We start from the raw sequence: 20,998 nt of genomic DNA on the forward strand, positions 1-20,998 counted from the left end.
AGGTTCATCATGCAAGACGTTCTAATCATCGGCGCTGGCCCGTGTGGTTTGTCCGCAGCTATTGAATGTGGAAAACGCGGCCTGTCTTCAGAGCTTATCGATAAACATAATATCGTTCACTCCATTTATCTGTATCCTACACATATGCAGTTTTTCAGCACAGCAGAAATGCTTGAAATCGGGGATGTGCCATTTGCTCTGTCGAACGATAAACCTTATCGAGACGAAGCGCTTGCCTACTATCGCAAAGTTGCCGAGCATTACAAGCTAAACATTTCACCTTACGAGGAAGCCACTTCTATCACCAAGCTTCCGGACGGATCGTTTCGGGTCTATACACGCAAACGCAGCGGTGTAGAAAGCTATCGCGAAGCTAAGAATGTCGTGATATCGACTGGATATTTTGATCACCCGAATTTTATCGGAATCCCCGGTGAAGATTTGGACAAAGTAACTCATTATTTCCGGGAAGCCCATCCATACGCTGGTATGAAAACAGCCATCATTGGAGGAAGTAATTCCGCTGTGGATGCTGCCATGGAGTTAATCCGTGTAGGAGCTGAAGTCACAGTAATTTACCGAGGTCAAGAAGTGTCTGAGAACATTAAACCATGGGTAAGACCACTTTTTGAAGGAATGGTGAATAAAGGAAAGATCAAGCTGCACATGGAGTCTACGGTTACCGAAATCCGGGAAAACTCTATAACAATCACTTCTAAAGACGGAGCTCAGCAATCCATTGATAATGACTTTGTTCTTGCTCTCACAGGATTCCGTCCAGATCGTAAGCTGTTAGCTTCTTCCGGTGTAGAACTTGACGATTCCATGGAGAAGCCGAAATACAACCCTGAGACCATGGAAACAACGGTACCTGGCCTTTACGTTGCTGGTGTTATTGCTTCCGGACGAAACGCGAATGAGGTATTCATTGAAACCGGTCGTTTACACGGACGTTTAATCGCTGAGCACCTTATAACCAAATCGTAGTATCTTTAACATGCACCCCAAAGGAGATGACGTACACGATGGATGTCACCTCACTCATCCTATTAGGTATGGCTGCGCTCGGAATTTTGAGCAATAACACGACGATCACGATTGCAATGCTGGCGCTTCTGCTAATTCGAGTAACTGGCTTTCAGCAGGCTTTTCCGTGGTTAGAGAAATACGGACTGACTATTGGAATCATCATCTTAACCCTTGGGGTTATGTCGCCACTGGCCAGTGGGAAGATGAGTCCACAACTCATCGGAGAATCGTTCCTTAACTGGAAGTCCCTTCTCGCTATCGGGGTAGGCATGCTTGTTGCTTATTTAGGCGGACGAGGAGCTTCTATGATGGGGACTAACCCTACAATTGTAGCTGGCCTATTAATTGGAACAGTTCTCGGCGTGGCTTTATTTCGCGGTGTTCCCGTTGGTCCTCTGATTGCGGCTGGTATTTTATCGTTGTTACTCGGAAAATCATAGTTTTACTTCAGAGCAAGAGGCTGCCCTAAGGCCTTCACAGACCTACAGGGAGCTTCTTGCTCATCTTATTTCCTAACATTTAACATTTATAGGAGGCATAGTCACGTGCAACCGCCTAACCCAATTAGCAAACCCGTTATTCATCGGCAGACTCCCTATCTGCTATTTAAACAATTGAGACCAAAGCAATGGACAAAGAACCTACTAATTTTTGCTGCCCCATTATTTTCATTCGAAATCGTAAATGCTGCCACACTTTTAGATACAATAGCAGGTTTCTTCTTACTCTGCTTCGTCTCCGGTTGTGTATACATCATTAATGACTACATGGACCGCGAGGCTGACCGTAACCATCCTGTGAAACGGCATCGCCCCATGGCTTCTGGGCAATTAAATCCAAACCTTGCACTCGCATTTGGTGCTGTACTTTTAATTGGCTCACTTGCAGTCTCATCCCTTTTAAGTCCATTGTTCACGGTACTGCTTGGACTTTATTTTATGATGAATGTCGCTTATTCTTTTCGATTGAAACACGTTGTCATTATTGATATTATGATCATTGCTGCTGGATTCGTACTGCGTGCAATAGCCGGTGGTTTAGTTATTCATGTACCTTTCACGCCCTGGTTCCTGTTATGCACAATGCTTCTCTCCCTCTTCCTTGCGATAGGAAAAAGGCGCCATGAACTTGTTCTTCTTCACGAGGACAAAGGTTCCCACAGAAAAGTACTAGAACATTATTCACTCGAGCTGCTAGATCAATTTAGCGGTATCGTAACGACTGCCACCATCATCAGTTATTCACTTTTCACCTTTACATCTGGCCGTACTGTTCATCTCATGTGGACGATTCCACTCGTTATTTATGGAATGTTTCGATACCTCTATCTCATTCATATTGAAAAAAAGGGTGGTGCACCCGATCGCATATTGTTTGAGGATAAGCATATTTTGATAACGGTGCTTATTTATGTTGTCAGCGTCATCGGAATTCTCGCCTATTTTGAATAATTCAAAGATTTGAGGATGTAATTATGAGACAAAAAGTAGCCTTGTTCGATGTAGACAAGACGATAATTCACAAAGATTCCATGTTTCAATTTATGCTATATGGATTAAAGAAAAAACCGACTTCCTTTTATATTCTATTTCTTATCTTTTTCTACTCTGTGCTGTACAAAACGAAGCTCATGAAGGCTGAAACGGCAAAGAGTTCTTATTTTCGGTTCATCAAGTTTATGAGCGAACAGGATTTGAAGGTCTTTTTTGATACGATGATCATGCCTTATGTATATCCTGAGGCGCTAACTGAAATGAGAAATAAAAAAAAGGACGGATATTACATCCTCCTTGTGACAGCTTCTCCCTATGCATATATGAAGTATTTCGAACAGCTTGATGTTGTTGATGGTGTAATTGGTACGACACTGGCGATGAAGGGTGAACAATTTACGCATGTCATCGATGGGAATAACTGTAAAGGTGAGGAAAAAGTCACTCGCATCAAATGTCATTTGGCAGACAAGGGAATCACAATCGATTATGACAATTCATGCGCATATTCTGATTCAATATCAGACATGCCGATGTTGAAGCTAGTGAACCATAAGTATCTGATCAACCGTCACCAACATACAGCAGGATGTGAGGGGCTAACATGGAGCTTGTAACCAAGAGCAAGAACCGGCATATCGGTAAATGGTTAATGATTATTTCTGCATTTTTGACAGCTACGGGCCAACTGTTCTGGAAATGGGGTCACACGAACCTGATCTATATGGCTATCGGATTTGTATGTTATGGTCTTGGGGCGATCTTCATGATCAAATCTTTAGCATTAGAGAAGCTTTCTGTTGCATACCCGCTTATGTGTATTAGTTATATTGTGGCCTTATTTTATGGTGATATCTTTCTTGGGGAGCCTATAACGATCAAAAAAACGGCGGCCGTAGTTCTCCTTGGAATCGGGGTGACCTTAACATCCTATGAAAAATGATCCGCTGTTGTACGCCCTTCTACTAGCTATGACCTTGTTTGGCTCCCTGGGAAGTGTACTTTTTAAAGGTTTTACTTCCAAAAAGAAGCTTTCCTTGCTGTTCCTCGGCTTTGCTTCCTATGGAACCGGCGCACTTTTGAATATCTATTTATTAAAAGAACTTCCGTACACCCTTGTCATGCCAGCAAATGCTCTAACTTTTTTATGGGCGCTGTTGTTTGCCAAGATCATATTCAAAGAAACGATTGGAGTAATAAAAATTGCAGGTGTTGTCTTTATTATGTCCGGTTTAATACTCTTAATCTGGTAAATCTAAATAACATTTGGAGACTGGTGGTTAAACATGACTTTTTACAATTATTTGTTCAGGGACAAAAAAGATAATTTGGCCGCATTAGGCTTATGGGTTCTCTTCTGTCTGTTTTATATGTATCTAAATATGCCATTCATTCAATATATTAGAGATAACGCAGAGATGCTAGGTAAGTTTAATCCGTTCTATGGTGCACCCTTCTCCCTCAACCTATTTAATTTCGATCCTTCAATGGAATATGGGAACGCCACAGCAACGATTATCCATCCACTATACACCTTTCTATCAACTCCGCTTACATACATATCAAATCATACGATAGGTAACCTGCTGTTTCTAATTCTGCAATCTGCAATGAATGCCCTTACTACTGTTCTGGTGTTTTTCATGCTCCGCAGAAATGGATCTGCGATGTCCGTTTCACTATTGTTCTCAGCTTTTTTCGGTGTAAGTTCTTACAGTATCTTTACAGCAGTTATTCCTGACTCATATCCCTATGCGCAGTTTATAATCGTATTGTCCGCATTGTATTTACAGAAATGCCGAGCAGAGCAATCGTTCCCGATTATACCTAATGCTGCGTTTACTGCACTTAACTTTGGGATCACTTCAACCAATGTAGTTACTTATGCAGGTGCACTCTTCATCAGTCTTTTTAGCCGAATCAGCAAGAAGACATCTTTTCGATGGTTCATGATTATTATGATAACTGCCCTGATGATCATCCTCGGTCTGACTGGATTACAGTATGTACTATTCTCAGGGAAAACATGGCTCTCCAATGTGTTCGGGGGACTATCTAGTGGTGGTCTAGGTTATGTAAGTCCGTTCTCCTTTGCCCATCATACTAAGGTATTCTACATGCTTATAATAAGCCCTATTTTAACACCAGACATTGCTTTGATCGATACGGGAATTACTGCATTCGCAACGGATCTCAGCAAGCCCTATCCGTTCTATGTCCATATTGTGGGCCTTGGTGTAATCTTAATGGCAGTTCTCGGATTCATTAAAGGAATCAAGTCCAAAGATACCTGGGCTGTCTCCACTTACATTTTATTCGCGTTAGTCCTCCATATTGTTGTAGGATTCGGACTCAGCGCTTACAGCTATGATATGTACCTTTATGCAGGTCACTATCTATTTGCTTTCTTTATTCTAGCAGCAGCCTTTGTTACGAGACTTCACAGCGCTAAGCTCAAAAGATTTATGCTTGTTGTGGTTGCGATCTTCCTCGTCATAACGGTTGTGAACAACCTAGTTAAACATCAATCAAGTCTAGATTATATTAAATCTTCCTATACGAATGTTCTGACACAGCAGGAGAAATAATATTTTCTATTCTGAGACGCTCCGCGTACGAATCGTTCCTACAATCGCTCTTGCCCCCGAATTTTTTTGGATTATTCTTTTGCGGAGAAAATTCGGGGACAAAGGCGAACGCTTACGCTTCTTCGGAATCGATTCGTCCTCTCCGCTGCTCCCTGCTTATTCACTTCATAATATAGACCAATAAAAGATAGCCCTTGAGCAGATTGGATTCGACGAACATCCACCTGTCCCAAGGGCTATTTTTTCTAAATAATCAACATAATAAGATCAATTTAAGACTCCAAATGCTGTACATTGTACAGCCTTGCATAACTACCATCACGTTCCATGAGTTCAATATGTGTTCCTTGCTCCGTAATTTGTCCATTCTCAAGCACTACAATCATATCCGCATGTGTGATTGTAGATAAACGGTGCGCTACAATCAAAGTCGTACGATCTGCTGACAACGATTGGAGCGATTGTTGGATGAGATGCTCTGATTCCAGATCCAGCGCTGATGTCGCCTCGTCCAGAACAAGTATATCAGGATCTTTCAAGAAGACACGGGCAATGGCAAGACGTTGTTTCTGTCCCCCAGACAATTTTACGCCCCGTTCTCCAACTTCTGTATCATATCCCTGTGGAAGATTACTAATAAATTCATGGGCATTAGCTGCCTTCGCTGCTGATATAATCTCCTCATCAGACGCTTCAGGATTACCAAACAATATATTCTCACGAACAGATCCACTGAACAGGAAGTTGTCTTGCAGAACCATCCCCACAGAGCCGCGAAGACTATCGAGAGTCCATTGTCGGATATCCGACCCGCTGATCTTAACGCTTCCCTGCTGCACATCATAGAACCTTGGAATAAGACCAATCAGTGAGGATTTACCTCCCCCGCTCATCCCAACGAACGCAACAGTCTGTCCCTGCTCAATTGTCAGATTAATATCTTGCAGGACCCAGCCCCCTTGTTCATTATACTGAAACCATACGTGATCAAACTCAATACGTCCAGCTGAAGATAATTTCTTAGCGCCGGGCGCATCCACAATATCATAGGGTTCGTCCAGCAACTCTTTGACACGCTCCAATGATGCAGTTGCTTGCGTGAGCACAGTCGAAGAATTAATCAATCTACGTAATGGCGCATATAGTCTATCCAAATAACCGAAGAACGCCACAAAAGTTCCCAAGGTTAAATCACCTTGAATAACCCGATAACCCCCGTAACCAATCACTAAAATAGGTGCGATGTCTGTTAATGTGTTAATAATCGAGAACGTCAGAGCATTCCAGCGTGTCTGAGCCATCGCTTTATTTAGAAAGTTTCCATTAATGCCTTCAAATTTCTTTTGATCATAGCGCTCTAGCGTAAAACTTCGAATCACCGAGATCCCTTGAACACGTTCATGGAGATACGACTGAATGCCAGCCAGTGCTTGTGATCTATCTTTGGTGAGCTTTTTAAGCCGCTTATATAATAGGTTTACTGCTATTGCATATAACGGCAATACCGAGATAGCCACAAGGGTCAACATGGGGTTCATAAAGAACATCACGATAAGGACAAATATTAATGTGAAAATATCCAGCCAGATGTTCATCATTCCAACTTCGACGAGGTTCTTAGATTGTTCGACATCATTGATAAAACGTGAAATCGCTTCACCAACTTTTGTATTCTGATAATATCTCAAGGACAGACGCTGTAGATGAGCATACAGACGATTCCGCATATCAAACAAAATCCGACTCGTAATAAACTGGGCAAAATACTGCCTCAGATATTCCACCGGACCACGAACAACAACAAACAATACCAGTGTTCCCCCGAGTATGAGCATTAACTGGTTCAACTTCTGTTCTACTGCCATCTGAGAGTTAATGAGAAGATCATCAACAACGTATTTCATAATCATTGGAAGCAACAAAGGAATTGAGAACTTAATCATGCCAATGATCAGCGTAAGAATGATCCACTTTAAATAAGGTTTAACGAATGGATAGTAAATTTTCCATGACTTCAAAAGTAATAACGACCCCTTTCTTATGCATCAGTCTAGTTGCATTATTTTTTCACCCGCGATTTGGCTGCTGGTTGACTTTTGTGCGCTTCAGTGCTTTATTATCTTTAAACTTATTTTATAATTGCATTACCCGCAGGAGGAATAACATGAGTACAATATTTGTAACCGAAGCCGTCATGCTCGCCATATATGGACAGCTTCTTACACCAACACAGCCCGTAGAATATATCATTCCCTATAAGACAGTCTTGGAGCTATATGAACTGAAGAGCAGTGATGAACCGCTCATGCATTCTACACCCGATGACCATCACGTTCGGACCAAAATCAATGAGTTAATTCGTTATTTTGAAGAGCCGCTCAATAAGAAAAAAATAGATCGAGCATTGCAAGTACCATGGGCAAAAAGCCCATCCATCCCACTCACAGAAACAACGCTTGTTACGATACTAAACGCAATGGATACAGCTCCTTATGGGGAATTATTCGATCCCGTGGAGACTGAACTCTTATTGACAGCACAACGCATCAAAGCTCCTATGCTTACGGATCAATATGAGTTTATCCAACGCATCATCGATGCTTCCATTCCGGTACAGGTTTATGACATTGATGATTTCGACTTTGCATTAGAAGTAACGGAGTGACTTACATCACAACAGGTTAAATCAACGCGAAAAAAAAATTCCCCTTCCGGGGAACCTCATCCACCTAATTGATTTCATTCAAACAGATACTGTGTTAGCGTATCTGTTTTTTGATTGTATCCATCAAGTGAACCGAAATCGTATCCATGATAGGCATATTCTCCATATCACAATACTTTAAAGATATTTCGCTTGCGACAGGCAGATCAATAGCGCTACGAAGTCCTATGGCTGAATACACACCAATGACATAATAAACTTCATCTCCACCCGCATGCCTTTTCACAAATTGTGGTCCTGATAACAGATCGATTAATCGCATATCATCCGCAATAAGGCCGCTTTCCTCCCAAAGTTCTCTGGATGCCGCGTCCTCCATGGATTCGCCGGGCTTCATACTGCCAATCGGAACACCCCAAACGTCTTTACCTTGACGTTTCAGGAGCAAAATCTCCTTATTGTCATTCAGCACGATCACAGCAGCCTTTACACTGACCGTCGTTCTCTTGCCAATATACTGACGAATATCACGGTGATATACGCTCATCTCTGGGAACCTCCTTTCCCTTAGATAGCGCTTCATGCTATTAATCTTTCGCGTTAGTTCACTGCGCTCTCTTCTTTATAAACATATACAATATCATCTGAGGAGTCTTCATATTCAACATGAAGATTATATCCCCGTAAATACCATAAATCATGCTCTTCCATAAAAAAAGTTACATCCTCTGCTTGCTCCGTTATCCCAGGACTAACAGGCTCTTCAATTGAAATGCCTAGTGAAAATCCGGGATGCAGTCCACCGCCAGAGCTGTAACGCGGGAAGAAACGAATAAAGGTGCCAGCGTTCAGTTCCAATTCTTTCTTGTACCAACGCGCTGCCTCATTGCTGACTTCTATAACCATGCTAACACACTCTCCCCTTGAGGTACTTGCCTGATTCTCAGGTCATTGCCTATTGGTCGTATATGTATCATAACGCATATCTACATGGGGTTACAAATCTTTTCGCAGGAAAATCGAAAGCTTTACATTCTCTCCATTTTTACTCATTTCAAAAATAGGTTTGACATTTTCAGCTACTCGGTGATAAAATTCAGTCCATACAAGTTTCAATTTATTGTAAATTCAAATGAAAGGGTGGTTAAGGTGTTCAATATGTTTATTGTCTATACTCATCGTCCGATGGATAATACTTTACAACTGAATACCGAAGACACCCAGCCGGTGCACCCTCAGTTCTAATTCTGACCAATGGTTCATGGATTAATTGAACTATAATTATCTCTTACGCATGGTTGTTGTCATAATCCGTGCGATGATAAGTTAATGATTGAAAGCATATCGTCCGTTTTCGGGACCGATATGCTTTTTTTGGTTTCATAAGAGAACTGAACAATGTCCGGCACACGAAAGGAAGGGATATTTTTGTTCGCTGTACTAAAAAATTTAGGATGGTTTTTCAAGCTTGAGAAGAAGCGATATCTAATCGGTCTGTTCTTTCTCATCTTTTGCGGCTTGCTTGAGCTGCTTCCGCCGCTCCTGCTTGGTAACGCCATCGATGATATCGTAAGCAGTTCGATATCATGGCAATCGCTCGCCAAGTATTTGCTCCTGATCATGGGAGTCGTCGCTATCATTTATGTGGGTACATACATATGGATGCATCGTATCTTTGGAGGAGCTAACCTTGTAGAGCGATTGCTACGCACACGTTATATGAACCACCTTCTCGGCATGCTGCCGCCATTCTTTGAGAAGAACCGTACAGGAGACCTGATGGCCAAGGCAACCAACGACCTCCGCTCCGTTGCTGCAACCGCTGGTTTTGGTATGCTCGTTATGACCGACTCTACAGTCTTCCTCATTGTCATTCTATTCGCAATGGGATTCATCATTAGTTGGAAGTTAACGCTTGCAGCCATCCTACCTTTGCCCATTATTGCAATTGGTATGGTTATCTACGGAAAAGCAATACATAAACGCTACACAGCTGCTCAAGACGCTTTCGGAGTCATGAATGACCAGGTACTGGAGTCCGTTGCGGGGATCCGCGTCGTTCGTGCCTATGTACAAGAACGAGAAGATCAGCGCCGTTTTCAAGAAATTACGGATGATGTATATCGCAAAAACCTGGCTGTCGCCAAAGTTGATGCATTATTTGAACCTACCATTAACTTTTCCATCGGCTTAAGTTACGTGATCGGTCTTACTTTCGGCGTATACATGGTGTTCCAGAATCAAATTACCCTTGGAGATCTGGTTTCCTTCAACATGTATCTAGGCATGATGATCTGGCCTATGTTCGCCATTGGAGAGTTAATTAACATTATGCAGCGTGGTAATGCTTCTCTTGACCGGGTAAATGATACACTATCCGTTCCGCCAGATGTAATAGATCCTACGGATCCTGTTCATATGACATCTCCAGATTCGATAGAACTGAAAGAGGTCACGTTTCGGTATCCGAGCTCATCAGTCGATAATCTGAAAGAAGTGTCTCTTACCCTGCTCAAAGGCCAAACTCTAGGTGTCGTTGGGCGTACTGGAAGCGGGAAGTCTACTCTTCTTAAACAACTGTTGCACGAATACCCAATGGGTTCTGGCGAGATTCTCATTTCAGGGGCTCCGCTTGAGATGTTGTCTAAAGATCTCCTTCACAGCTGGATCGGATATGTTCCTCAGGAGCAAATTCTATTCTCTAAAACCGTGAGACAAAACATTCAGTTTGGTAAAAAAGACGCCCCTGATGATGTCATCATGGAAGCCATTGCAACGGCCGCCTTCGATCGAGATCTGAATACCCTTACTGATGGTCTAGATACTCTTGTCGGGGAAAAAGGAGTCGCGTTATCCGGTGGACAGAAGCAGCGTGTATCACTGGCTCGGGCCTTTATCTCTGACCCAGAGATATTAATTCTGGACGATGCTCTTTCTGCGGTCGATGCACGCACCGAAGCTCGAATTATTGAGAATATTCGAAGTAAGCGCGCTGAAAAAACAACTTTAATATCTACTCATCGGTTATCCGCTGTCCAGCATGCTGACTGGATTGTAGTGCTTGATGAAGGAAGAATCATTGAGCAGGGAACGCACGATCAGCTTCTGACGCAGAACGGGTGGTACCGTGAGCAATATGAACGTCAACAAGTTGAGAACAATCTAACCTCCGAGGAGGTGTCTTAATTGACTCCGAACGATCAAACCATTTCGAATGAATCTGGATTTGCCAAGCGGCTCTTTCGTTACGCATTAACAGCGAAAGGAACTTTTATAGCAGCACTCATCATGCTCACGATCGGTGTAGCAGCTGAGTTGGCAGGTCCTTTTATAGCCAAGAACATGATAGACAATCACATTTTAGGTATTGAAAAACCATATTATGAAACATCATCGAAGGAACAAGCAGCTGCTTATAACGGAAAGTACTACAAACGTGAAGATCGGTTTGAAACTGGTGAAAGTAAGGGACCGGAGGTTCGTGTCCTCCAGACCGGAAGAAGCTTTTATTTTATTAATGAACCCGTTGTCCGTTCTGAGGGCGAACGCACTTACCAAGATGGGACACTCACCATTTCATACCGAAATGAAAATGCATCCTATCTCGCTACAAAGCTTGACACGAAAGAACTTTTTGCATTCTATGAACCTGAAATCCCGGGTATATACAGGCTGGTACAATTCTTTCTGATCGCGTTGGTTATCTCTATGATTACGGTATTCGCACGTACATACTGGTTACAATCTGCTGCCAATCGGGTTATTCAAAAGCTGCGTACAGATGTCTACGCCCATATTCAGCGTCTTCCCGTGTATTTCTTTGATAACTTACCTGCTGGAAAAGTCGTATCCCGGGTCACCAACGATACGGAAGCTGTAAAGGATCTGTTCGTAGCTGTACTGTCTAATTTCAGTTCTGGTATGGTCTACATTACTGGGGTCTACGTTGCACTGTTCCTCCTAGACCTAAAGTTAGGTCTGATCAGCTTGTTTATCATTCCAATGCTAATTACTTGGACAGTACTTTATCGAAAATTTGCTACGAAATACAATGTTATCATCAGATCGCGTTTAAGTGAGATTAATGCAATCATTAACGAATCCATTCAAGGGATGCCCATTATTCGTATTTTCCGACGTCAAAAAGCTACCAAAGAAGAGTTTGAAGCTCTAAACGAAGACTATATGGCACATCAGAATAAAATGCTGAATTTGAACTCCCTGACCACGCATAACTTGGTTAATGTGTTACGCAATCTCTCTTTCGTTGTTATCCTGTGGTATTTCGGAGCTGGATCTCTAGATGGTGCTGGCATTGTATCCATCGGCGTACTTTACGCTTATGTGGATCTTATGGGACGAATGTTCCAGCCGATTACCGGCATGGTTAATCAGCTCGCAGCGCTGGATTCCTCCATTGTATCTGCTAAACGTGTGTTCGAACTGATGGATGAGACTGGGGAAAAGGTTACTGATGGCACGATGCCGCGCTACGCAGGCAATGTGGAGTTCAAGGATGTATCTTTTGCTTACAAGAAAGACTACGTCCTTAAAGATATCTCCTTTGAAGCCAAGCAAGGACAGACGGTTGCTCTTGTAGGGCATACCGGTTCAGGAAAAAGCTCCATTATCAACCTGCTGTTCCGCTTCTATGATCCACAGAAAGGAACAATTACTATTGACGGCCAGCCTGTTACCGATATTCCGAAACAATGGCTCCGCCAGCATATGGGCATTGTTCTTCAAGACCCCTATCTGTTCACAGGCACAATTGCTTCTAATGTAAGTTTAGGGGATGCTCGAATCACACGTGAACAGATTAATAAAGCGCTCTGTGATGTTGGTGCCGACCGATTACTCGCTCATCTTCCTCAGGGGTTTGACGAACCTGTCATTGAAAAAGGAAGCACGTTGTCAGCAGGACAACGCCAGCTCATCTCTTTTGCACGAGCACTTGCATTTAATCCTGCTATCCTTATTCTAGATGAAGCAACCGCGAATATTGATACCGAGACAGAAGCTCTCATTCAAGATGCGCTGGAGGTGCTTAAAAAAGGACGTACCACGTTCATTATCGCCCATCGTTTGTCTACAATCCGTAGTGCAGATCAGATCCTTGTGCTCCATAGAGGAGAGATTGTTGAGCAAGGCTCCCATGATGAGCTTATGGAACAAAAAGGCCGCTATTTTAAGATGTATCAGCTTCAGCAAGGTGGGACGGCTGTTCCACAAGTAAATGATAACAGAGAACCTGTCATCTCAGGTGCGCCTGTAAATCTTGCAGGTGGTAACGTCTAATATTTTGTAATGAGAATTTGGTATGAATAGCAAAGAGGCTAACCTTGAGGTCAGAAGATACTCTGCCTAGGTTAGCCTCTTTATATTCACAAATACAAATCTCATCAAGCTCATTTCTGACTGATTGTAGCTTCTTCTTTCACTTTGACTTCATAATTAGATGGCACATAAGTTTCCACCGATGATTTAGAAATCACTTGAGGGTACATCTTGTCCGGGTCCGGTTGGATTATCATATAATTTATAACAGCTTCTTTACTGCTCACGAAATCAATAGAAGTAACTGCCAACCCGTATCCCGGATGAGGAAGGTTGTCTTTCGTTATGATGACCTTATTCACCTCGGCATTTACTTTCTCTACCTGAAACGAGACACCATCCTGTACTTTCTCGCTGTCATCTACATTTCTCAGCTTATGATTCTCGATAAACTGCATAGCTGCGTGTGTCATCTCAGCAGCTTCGATCCGCGTCATTTCCTGTTTTGGATTAAACTGACCTGCCTTACTAAGCTCAGCAATTTTAGTTAACAGGAGAAATTGAACAGCTCCACGACTCTCTTCCTTTATCTGGCTTTCATCAGCAATGTTCATATACATCAAGATCACAGGATAATTCCCTGTTTTCTGCACCGCTGTTGCAAGCAAATGAGCAAAATCCTCTCGTGTCATCGGTTCATTCCACTTGGTCTCGGTCGATACGGGTAGCCCATGCTGGGCTGCTATATTCACCGCATCCGCATACCATGCTCCATCCGGAACTGTACTGAATGATTTTCCACTGAAATTCGGGTGTTCTTTCAGAGCTGTTGCTTTTACGACCATTTGAATAGCTTGTGCCGATGTAATCGTTCGCTGTGGAGCAAACTTATCAGAAGTTATCCCCTGAATAATCCCTTTAGATTGCAATGATTTCACAATAGCCAACTGATCACTGTCCTGGACATCAGAGAAAGCTGATGCCGAAGCAGCTCCTGCACCAAGGAGCGAAGATGAGATAAGCAGCGCAGATAACAATTTAGTCGTTGTAGTCATAACTTGCACCTCCTATTATGTCTGACGTGCAGGTAATGGAAAATGTTTCAACCACGGAGTTGATTGGTTTACCTAAATTCATAAGTTAAAATTCGGAATCTCTCTCCCCTTCTAATCCTAACTTGATGTACATCTCTCTAGAGTATCCTTGCAGCTTCTGTTCCAATGCCTGAGCCTGATCTTTAAAGGCCGTCAGTTCACGTATCATACGCGAGCGCCCAGCAGGGCTGAATGTCTCATGAATGCGTTCTTTGAAATAGTCATGAACGATATGATTTCGCTGTTTCCAAACTTCTTTAAGCTGTAGCGTTTCTTCTTCGGAAAAAGGAAAGTAATGTTGTATTTCCTGAACTAGCTGTCCTAAAGAGCTGCTCAGTTTTCGTTGATACAATTGTGCAATATCCTCTTCCGACAGTACTTTACCCTTCGACAACTTGATGAGCATCAGCAAATTAGCTAACTGCTGCTCCAATGCCTGGGAGTAGTATACCGCCAATCCGAAATAGGCAAACAGCTCTTTGGAGTGGTCACTGTCCAGCAGTCTTGTTTGTTTCATGTTATCCTCCTGTTAGATAAGCTGCCTTTTTCGTCTTCATCTTTCCTTCTCTTTATGGTATAGGAAGATTCATCCTTCATCAACCTGATTTTCTATTAAATTCCGTTGCATCCTTCGCACATGCTGCTTTTATATAGACGATTCCTAAAACTACGGTGTATACCAAAGAATAGGTAAGCGCTATCACGCTAATCCATAACCGTCGTTCATCTGCATGCATCAGCATATCGATGATGAGTGACACTGGAGGTAGAAGGTACGCAATGAACACAAAACCATGTGGGAGGGAATCTGTAATGGATAAACCGGCTATGGAAAGTACGATAAGAACAAGCAACATACCAACAGCCCTACCATGGTTCTCCATCCATCCAGACTGAAAAAAGAGCGCAATTGTAGATCCTAGCCAAGCTAGGAATACATGTGCTAAGAGTGCTAGACAAAATCGAACAAACCCAACTGGTTCGGCAAACATGTGGGTCGCCATCGGATAGATTACAGATAGTATACTTACAACCAAACTCATCATGATAAGAACAGAATACTGTGTAATAAAGAACGTTCTCGCACGCCCCGTATGTAATATAAGCAGACTGATCTGCTGCCCTCGATCATGATTAAGATAATTCAAGCTAAGCCATGCAAATCCTATGAACAGCAGCGTGGAAGTTACAGCATAACTATCCAGGACAGGACTCGGTTTATAGGAGTATAACAACATAACGCTTATGATCATAAACGCAATAGGTGCGAAATATTTATAAGAACGTGTATAGCTTGCTAATAAGTATCGTAGAAGCGGCCAATTTAACATATGTTCTCCCCCTGACGCAGGGAAATCACAGAACCACCATGGGTCAATATGAACATCAAAAATGCATCTGAAAATTGTCTATCAATGACTACTTCAGAAGGTGAACCTCTCGAGATCCAGTATAGAAAACCATTCTTCGTCTCCAATTCCACCATCGATTCTGGTGAAATACCATAAAACCTCAATCTGCTTTCCACATTCGCTTCGGCACATTCATGTATAGCGTCACGTATGATTCTCCCTTGCTTCATAACGACCACTCGATCTGCCAGACTTGCCGTCAGAAGTGGCTCGTGTACTGACATCACAATAGCAGTTCCTTGTTGCTTGACTTCACGCAGAACAGCTATCATATCATGCTGAGAAGTTTCATCCAGCCCGGATAAAGGTTCATCCAGCATAAGCAAGTCCGGCTTTGCAAGCATGGCTTGCATCAGATTTACTTTTTGTAACATACCTTTGGAGAAGAGATTCATACTGCGTTCAGCATGTTCCTGCATATGGAACAGGGATAACATACCCGATATCATTGTAAGGGCATCCGCTGTTCTCATTCCTTGTATCCTAGCCATATGTAATAAGTATTGTGCTGGGGAGAATCTTAAAGTTGGGAATTTCTCAGGAACATAACCAATCTGTAGATGGCTAGGCATTATGACTCTCTTACCGTGAGATGGATTAGCCAGTCCAGCAACAATATGTAGAAAAGTGCTCTTACCCGCTCCATTTCTTCCCGTTACTGCTACACATTCTCCTCGACTAATGTGCCAGGACACCTCTAAGAGTGCCACATGCTGTCCGAATTGTTTACTCACATGATCTAAAACAATGAGTTCCTCCATCTTTAACTCCCCGCCTCTACAACCAATCTTTTAGCACATTGTACCTTTAAATTCCAAATAAATACAAGTCTTGGTTACTTCTATGTAAAAAAAGCCGCTCACGGCTAATCCATGATCGGCTTCCACTCAATCCATTGATTCACTTCCATCAATTCAACAAACTTGACTAGCCTAGGTATTAATGGCTCCGCCGCTTCCCCAAATTCAACTTGCAGAGACATTGCGATGTCGGAGATGGAGTGTTGACCATCGCATCTCGTAGCCACTGCCGCACCCAGATCATCAAGCTTTACTTTAATTATAGCCGGCTGATTTAAAAAGCGAACAGCTTGTCGTTCAATCCAGGATTGCCTTGGCATAAATACAATTACAAAATCATTTCCTTGCTCGATTGTCAATCCTTCCTTTAGTAAGGGAACCATATCGAGCAGGTTTTGATCTTCTGCATTTTTGTTACCTTTTATAAATCTCACTGTGCTCACTCCTTACTGTTTAAACTTGCTTCTCTTTACTAGCTAGCGTACCCCAGGTCAAGATCATCGTAACCATGAAGAATATCAGAAGTGGTAGCCAGTTATTCTCAAATCGTGTATTCGTCGGAATATTTACATTCATCCAGATTAACACAGCGATGATGACTCCGATTAACGACTCACCGGCAATAAGCCCCGAAGCAAGAAGCGTTCCTGTTTCTACGCGCGCTCTGAGCTTCGCTTCATTCTTACGGGACAATCTCTCAATCAACCAGCGTACAAGGCCCCCGACCATTATTGGTGTGCTCACATGTATAGGTAAATAAATACCTACTGCAATGGTTAAGGAGTTAAGTCCGAGCAGTTCGAATACGATGGCCGAGGCTGCCCCGATAAAGATTAATTCCCAAGGGAGATTACCAGCCATGATCCCCTCTACAATAATTCGCATCAATACCGCTTTAGGCGCTGGGAGATCTTCCGAGCCTAAACCGTAACTTTCATTCAATACAGACAGGATAAATCCGATCACGAGACCCGATACGAGCACGCCGATCATCATAGCCACCTGCTGTTTCCACGGAGTACCACCTACCAAATATCCAGTCTTTAAATCCTGTGAGATGTCACCGGATACCGCAAGTGCAACACACACGATGGCCCCAACTGTTAACGATGCAACCATACCGGTCATTCCCGTTAGACCCGTCAATTTGAACACAAAAGTAACGATCAACAGCGTCGCTATTGTCATACCGGATACCGGTGAAGAGGAACTTCCGACAAGCCCCACGATACGAGATGCTACGGTTACAAACAGAAAGCCGAATATAGCTATCGCGATTGCACCAACAATCCCCACATCCGTAAGTGGAGAAAATCCAATAATTACAATCAGTACAGCAATCATCGTAAAGACCCATACTCCAGGAATATCATGATCTGTTCGGTCCAGTGATACCTTGCTGTTATCCTTTTTTTGCAAACCACGAAGGGTTGCTGTTAATGAACCGAATAGCATGGGAAGTGTCTTCACAAGTGTGATTAACCCTCCTGCGGCTACGGCTCCTGCACCGATATAACGAATGTAATCACTCCATATACCCCATGCATCCAGCTTCCCAATTGGAGTGATTGAAGGTACAACGATATCTGCACTCCCAAATCCAATAAAACCAATGACAGGAATGAGAACAAGCCAAGCAAGAACGCCACCCGCAAGCATTTGCCCTGCAATTCGGGGACCAATAATGTAACCGACACCTAATAATGCCGGGAATATATCCATCCCTATGACTGCATTTTTAAATTTGAATACAGATCTTTCGATTTCGGTTCGGAACCATTTGAACCCGTCACCCATCGCTTTCACAGCTCCACCTATTACGAATCCATACACGACCATTGTTGCACTTTTTCCTCCAGTGTCCCCAGACATAAGCACTTCGGCACATGCAGTTCCTTCTGGATAAGGAAGTGTCGCATGTTCATTCACAATGAGGAGTCTGCGAAGGGGAACCATCATGGCCACGCCAAGAAATCCCCCTACCAGAACAATAAAGCTAATGGTCGCCATAGAAGGAATGTGATTCCACATATATAATGCAGGCAGTGTGAATATAGCACCTGCAGCAACCGCTTCACCTGCCGTCGTCATTGTCTGTACGATATTGTTCTCGAGAATTGATTTTCTTCGAAAGATTCCCCTTAATACACCTAATGATATGACCGCTGCTGGAATCGACGCACTAACCGTCAGACCAATTTTCAAGCCCAGATAAGCATTAGCTGCAGCAAAAATAACTGCAAGAACAACCCCAAGTACAACAGCAAACGCTGTTAACTCCGCCATTGATTTCGAGGCAGGTATGTAAGGAACGAACCCTGCAGGGTTGTCCTTCCCATTTCGATCTTGCATTTCGTTCTCTCCTCTCTAAGCTATGATTCAGTGTTCGCACCAATCCATCATTATCATTGTTCGTATAAAGGGACCAAAATATGATTTCATTTCAAAACAAAAAAAGCCTGCTGATTACATGACCGTTTGGGCCATCTATTCAGCAGGCTTTGTTATGAAGAAAGCGTATGACTACGCTACACAGTACATCGCACGGAACACCTCGACACATTTTCTGCAAGCTGCAGCACACTGTTTACAATGATCCTGCGCATGTCTCTCGCACTCAGCAGCACAAGATTCACACATCTTCATGCATAGTTCAGCAATTTCAGAAGCATATGGACTCATTCTTGTCATCGCCTCTGCCGTAAATGTACATATTTCTGCACATTCCCGAGTTAGGGTTATACAGTCACGTAACATAGCCAAATCATATTCTTTTAGACAAGATATGTAACATACATTACTAGCATTCATGGCTTGAAGACATGCATCGATACAATCTTGATATTGAAGTTCATTATACATTGCATTTTTCCTCCTAGACAGGTTTTTGCTCTGTTATGGTATTAAACCATTGACTACATAATGAACCAAGTAATATGTATATGACGTCATAAGAAAGCTCGTCCTTTTATTACCACCAACATCTCTACTGCGAAATCGATTGTTGATCCAATAAGACAAGACGATCGTGAAGCCATAACTTGTTGAAATGTTCACCAATAAATACGACTACATCCGGAAGATCACCTTGAGGATTGATTTTCATAAAATCGGATTCTCGGTAAGCGTATTGAAATAAGAAGCGACTAGCGGTGTCACTAAAGGTTAGAATCCCCTTCGCCCGATATATATCTCTTGGAAGGTCTGCAATGAATGCTTCAAAATCATGGCTATGAACAGGCCCCTGAAGATAATAAGTGTATGACATCACATGCTCATGTGTATGATGCGTATGATGATCATTTTCATGTCTATGCTCACTTTCATGCGTCGTATTGTCTGTTTCATCATGCACTTTCACATAACGATGATGATCTAATTCTCCTTCTAATAAGAGTTCTGGATCTACATTGCAACGGACCGCTGGAATCAATGGGGCAAAAGAATTCCACCCTCTTACAATTCGAGAACTTTCCTGTTGCTCTTCCTCAGAAATCTGATCTATTTTGTTCATAATCAACAAGGAAGCACAGCGGATTTGTTCTTGCATTAATCGATAGGTTTTTCCTTTTTGCTCTGCGTGTAAATGAAGTAAATGAGCGGAATCTACAACCGTAATTACATTTTTCACATCGATTTTAATATATAAAGATGCCTCCGCGACAGCATCCAAAATCTCCATAGGATTCGCAGCACCCGTAGCTTCAATCACAATTACATCAGGCTTCTCCTTCTGAATGAGCATCGCCAGCTCCGATGTGAGGTCCGCACGGATCGAACAACATATACAGCCGCTTAACATTTCTGCTGTTGGAACATCTTGCCCTGTAATCATTCCTTCGATATTGACCTCACCAATCTCATTCATCACAATGGCTGGCCTTAATCCCTTTGCTTTCCAGTAGGTAATCATTCTTGTTAAGAGTGTTGTTTTACCACTACCTAAGAAACCTGATAAAATATATATTGGAGTAATTTCATTATTCATATGTATCGTCCTCTCTAACGTTCCTCTGTTAGCGAGTTTACTACACAGAGCTTCTACAGAGCAAGGTAGGCATGCTTATCGGAGCGTTACAAGAAGATCATTTTGCTTAAAAGACAGGAGTTGTTCATGATATGAATGCTGTTGAAGAACATCGATTAACAAGCCCGCAGCAGGTATCCTGCTTCGTTGTAACTGTGTCTGATACGAGAACAGTAGATACTGATGAAAGTGGTCCCTTGATGAGAACCATGCTTGAGCAATCAGGATATCACGTTGTGGACTACCGGATTGTGCAAGATGATTACGAGCTAATCCGTGAACTCATTCACGAAGCATCAAGTAACCCAGAAGTGCATGCCCTTCTTTTATCTGGTGGAACAGGTATTTCGAGTCGTGACTGCACTTATGAAGCGGTCTCCTCCCTGCTCGATAAAGAATTAACAGGATTCGGTGAAATTTTTCGTTTGTTAAGTTATGAAGAGATTGGACCAGCTGCAATCTTAAGCCGAGCTATTGGCGGTACGGTTGGCAGAACAGCCGTCTTTTCAATGCCTGGCTCACGGAATGCTGTTCGCTTAGCAATGGACAAGATCCTGTTGCCTGAATTACGTCATGTCGTACGCGAACTAAACAAGCAGCCCTAGAATGACAT

General features: G+C 42.7%; 22 protein-coding genes. 11 read left to right on the forward strand and 11 right to left on the reverse strand.

Annotation, left to right across the window (positions count from 1 at the left end; genetic code table 11):
• The first annotated feature begins 9 nt into the window (after nucleotides 1-9).
• The 7 genes from ACK8P5_RS15655 to ACK8P5_RS15685 all read left to right on the forward strand — a co-directional run bounded on the left by ACK8P5_RS15655 (nucleotide 10) and on the right by ACK8P5_RS15685 (nucleotide 5,110).
• On the forward strand, nucleotides 10-987 hold the full coding sequence (locus tag ACK8P5_RS15655) for a YpdA family putative bacillithiol disulfide reductase (protein ID WP_422657196.1): 978 nt from the start codon (nucleotides 10-12) through the stop codon (nucleotides 985-987).
• 38 nt (nucleotides 988-1,025) lie between these two features.
• A complete protein-coding gene (locus tag ACK8P5_RS15660) occupies nucleotides 1,026-1,469 on the forward strand; it encodes a DUF441 domain-containing protein (protein WP_422657197.1) in 444 nt (147 codons plus the stop codon).
• A 105-nt stretch (nucleotides 1,470-1,574) separates the two neighbouring features.
• Nucleotides 1,575-2,480, forward strand: a complete 906-nt coding sequence (locus ACK8P5_RS15665; protein WP_422657198.1) for a decaprenyl-phosphate phosphoribosyltransferase — start codon at nucleotides 1,575-1,577, stop codon at nucleotides 2,478-2,480.
• Between the two features lie 23 nt (nucleotides 2,481-2,503).
• Entirely contained in the window at nucleotides 2,504-3,139 is a 636-nt protein-coding gene (locus ACK8P5_RS15670) for an HAD family hydrolase (protein WP_422657199.1), read from the forward strand.
• The gene (locus ACK8P5_RS15675; protein ID WP_422657200.1) at nucleotides 3,127-3,465 is read left to right on the forward strand and encodes an EamA family transporter; all 339 of its coding nucleotides are present in this window, start codon (nucleotides 3,127-3,129) and stop codon (nucleotides 3,463-3,465) included. The genes ACK8P5_RS15670 and ACK8P5_RS15675 overlap by 13 nt, the downstream gene beginning before the upstream one ends.
• A complete protein-coding gene (locus tag ACK8P5_RS15680) occupies nucleotides 3,455-3,775 on the forward strand; it encodes an EamA family transporter (RefSeq protein WP_422657201.1) in 321 nt (106 codons plus the stop codon). The genes ACK8P5_RS15675 and ACK8P5_RS15680 overlap by 11 nt, the downstream gene beginning before the upstream one ends.
• A gap of 33 nt (nucleotides 3,776-3,808) precedes the next feature.
• Nucleotides 3,809-5,110: a DUF6080 domain-containing protein gene (locus ACK8P5_RS15685; protein ID WP_422657202.1), complete on the forward strand. Its 1,302-nt coding sequence runs from the start codon at nucleotides 3,809-3,811 to the stop codon at nucleotides 5,108-5,110.
• Nucleotides 5,111-5,382: 272 nt separating this feature from the next.
• On the opposite strand, the gene ACK8P5_RS15690 is transcribed toward ACK8P5_RS15685, so the two are convergent.
• Entirely contained in the window at nucleotides 5,383-7,128 is a 1,746-nt protein-coding gene (locus ACK8P5_RS15690) for an ABC transporter ATP-binding protein (RefSeq protein ID WP_422657203.1), read from the reverse strand.
• 146 nt (nucleotides 7,129-7,274) lie between these two features.
• On the opposite strand from ACK8P5_RS15690, the gene ACK8P5_RS15695 reads away from it, so the two are divergent.
• Nucleotides 7,275-7,775 carry an ADP-heptose synthase gene (locus tag ACK8P5_RS15695; protein ID WP_422657204.1) on the forward strand — a complete coding sequence of 167 codons (501 nt, stop codon included), beginning with the start codon at nucleotides 7,275-7,277 and terminating at the stop codon, nucleotides 7,773-7,775.
• Between the two features lie 94 nt (nucleotides 7,776-7,869).
• On the opposite strand, the gene ACK8P5_RS15700 is transcribed toward ACK8P5_RS15695, so the two are convergent.
• Together ACK8P5_RS15700 and ACK8P5_RS15705 are read right to left on the reverse strand one after the other, a co-directional pair.
• The gene (locus ACK8P5_RS15700; RefSeq protein ID WP_422657205.1) at nucleotides 7,870-8,322 is read right to left on the reverse strand and encodes an NUDIX domain-containing protein; all 453 of its coding nucleotides are present in this window, start codon (nucleotides 8,320-8,322) and stop codon (nucleotides 7,870-7,872) included.
• A 53-nt stretch (nucleotides 8,323-8,375) separates the two neighbouring features.
• Nucleotides 8,376-8,681 carry a HesB/YadR/YfhF family protein gene (locus ACK8P5_RS15705; RefSeq protein ID WP_422657206.1) on the reverse strand — a complete coding sequence of 102 codons (306 nt, stop codon included), beginning with the start codon at nucleotides 8,679-8,681 and terminating at the stop codon, nucleotides 8,376-8,378.
• Nucleotides 8,682-9,203: 522 nt separating this feature from the next.
• On the opposite strand from ACK8P5_RS15705, the gene ACK8P5_RS15710 reads away from it, so the two are divergent.
• Nucleotides 9,204-10,961 carry an ABC transporter ATP-binding protein gene (locus tag ACK8P5_RS15710; protein ID WP_422661489.1) on the forward strand — a complete coding sequence of 586 codons (1,758 nt, stop codon included), beginning with the start codon at nucleotides 9,204-9,206 and terminating at the stop codon, nucleotides 10,959-10,961.
• A complete protein-coding gene (locus ACK8P5_RS15715; RefSeq protein WP_422657207.1) occupies nucleotides 10,962-13,073 on the forward strand; it encodes an ABC transporter ATP-binding protein in 2,112 nt (703 codons plus the stop codon).
• 110 nt (nucleotides 13,074-13,183) lie between these two features.
• Here the strand turns inward: ACK8P5_RS15715 and ACK8P5_RS15720 are convergent, their stop codons facing one another.
• From ACK8P5_RS15720 to ACK8P5_RS15755, 8 genes are all read right to left on the reverse strand, one after another.
• Nucleotides 13,184-14,107, reverse strand: coding sequence for an S-layer homology domain-containing protein (locus tag ACK8P5_RS15720; protein WP_422657208.1), 924 nt, complete (start codon nucleotides 14,105-14,107; stop codon nucleotides 13,184-13,186).
• Between the two features lie 85 nt (nucleotides 14,108-14,192).
• A complete protein-coding gene (locus ACK8P5_RS15725; RefSeq protein WP_422657209.1) occupies nucleotides 14,193-14,663 on the reverse strand; it encodes a hypothetical protein in 471 nt (156 codons plus the stop codon).
• A gap of 79 nt (nucleotides 14,664-14,742) precedes the next feature.
• Entirely contained in the window at nucleotides 14,743-15,477 is a 735-nt protein-coding gene (locus tag ACK8P5_RS15730) for a hypothetical protein (protein WP_422657210.1), read from the reverse strand.
• Nucleotides 15,471-16,292 carry an ATP-binding cassette domain-containing protein gene (locus ACK8P5_RS15735; protein WP_422657211.1) on the reverse strand — a complete coding sequence of 274 codons (822 nt, stop codon included), beginning with the start codon at nucleotides 16,290-16,292 and terminating at the stop codon, nucleotides 15,471-15,473. The genes ACK8P5_RS15730 and ACK8P5_RS15735 overlap by 7 nt, the downstream gene beginning before the upstream one ends.
• Nucleotides 16,293-16,423: 131 nt before the next feature.
• The gene (locus ACK8P5_RS15740) at nucleotides 16,424-16,792 is read right to left on the reverse strand and encodes a PqqD family peptide modification chaperone (protein WP_422657212.1); all 369 of its coding nucleotides are present in this window, start codon (nucleotides 16,790-16,792) and stop codon (nucleotides 16,424-16,426) included.
• A gap of 19 nt (nucleotides 16,793-16,811) precedes the next feature.
• Nucleotides 16,812-18,710, reverse strand: coding sequence for an OPT family oligopeptide transporter (locus ACK8P5_RS15745; RefSeq protein WP_422657213.1), 1,899 nt, complete (start codon nucleotides 18,708-18,710; stop codon nucleotides 16,812-16,814).
• Nucleotides 18,711-18,881: 171 nt separating this feature from the next.
• Nucleotides 18,882-19,220 carry a four-helix bundle copper-binding protein gene (locus ACK8P5_RS15750; protein WP_422657214.1) on the reverse strand — a complete coding sequence of 113 codons (339 nt, stop codon included), beginning with the start codon at nucleotides 19,218-19,220 and terminating at the stop codon, nucleotides 18,882-18,884.
• A gap of 124 nt (nucleotides 19,221-19,344) precedes the next feature.
• A complete protein-coding gene (locus tag ACK8P5_RS15755) occupies nucleotides 19,345-20,346 on the reverse strand; it encodes a CobW family GTP-binding protein (RefSeq protein ID WP_422657215.1) in 1,002 nt (333 codons plus the stop codon).
• Between the two features lie 131 nt (nucleotides 20,347-20,477).
• Between ACK8P5_RS15755 and ACK8P5_RS15760 the strand changes: the two genes are divergently transcribed.
• Nucleotides 20,478-20,990: a MogA/MoaB family molybdenum cofactor biosynthesis protein gene (locus ACK8P5_RS15760; protein WP_422657216.1), complete on the forward strand. Its 513-nt coding sequence runs from the start codon at nucleotides 20,478-20,480 to the stop codon at nucleotides 20,988-20,990.
• The last annotated feature ends 8 nt before the right edge of the window (nucleotides 20,991-20,998 follow it).

This window comes from Paenibacillus sp. EC2-1 (assembly GCF_049311625.1).
Classification (GTDB): Bacteria; Bacillota; Bacilli; order Paenibacillales; family Paenibacillaceae; genus Paenibacillus_AQ.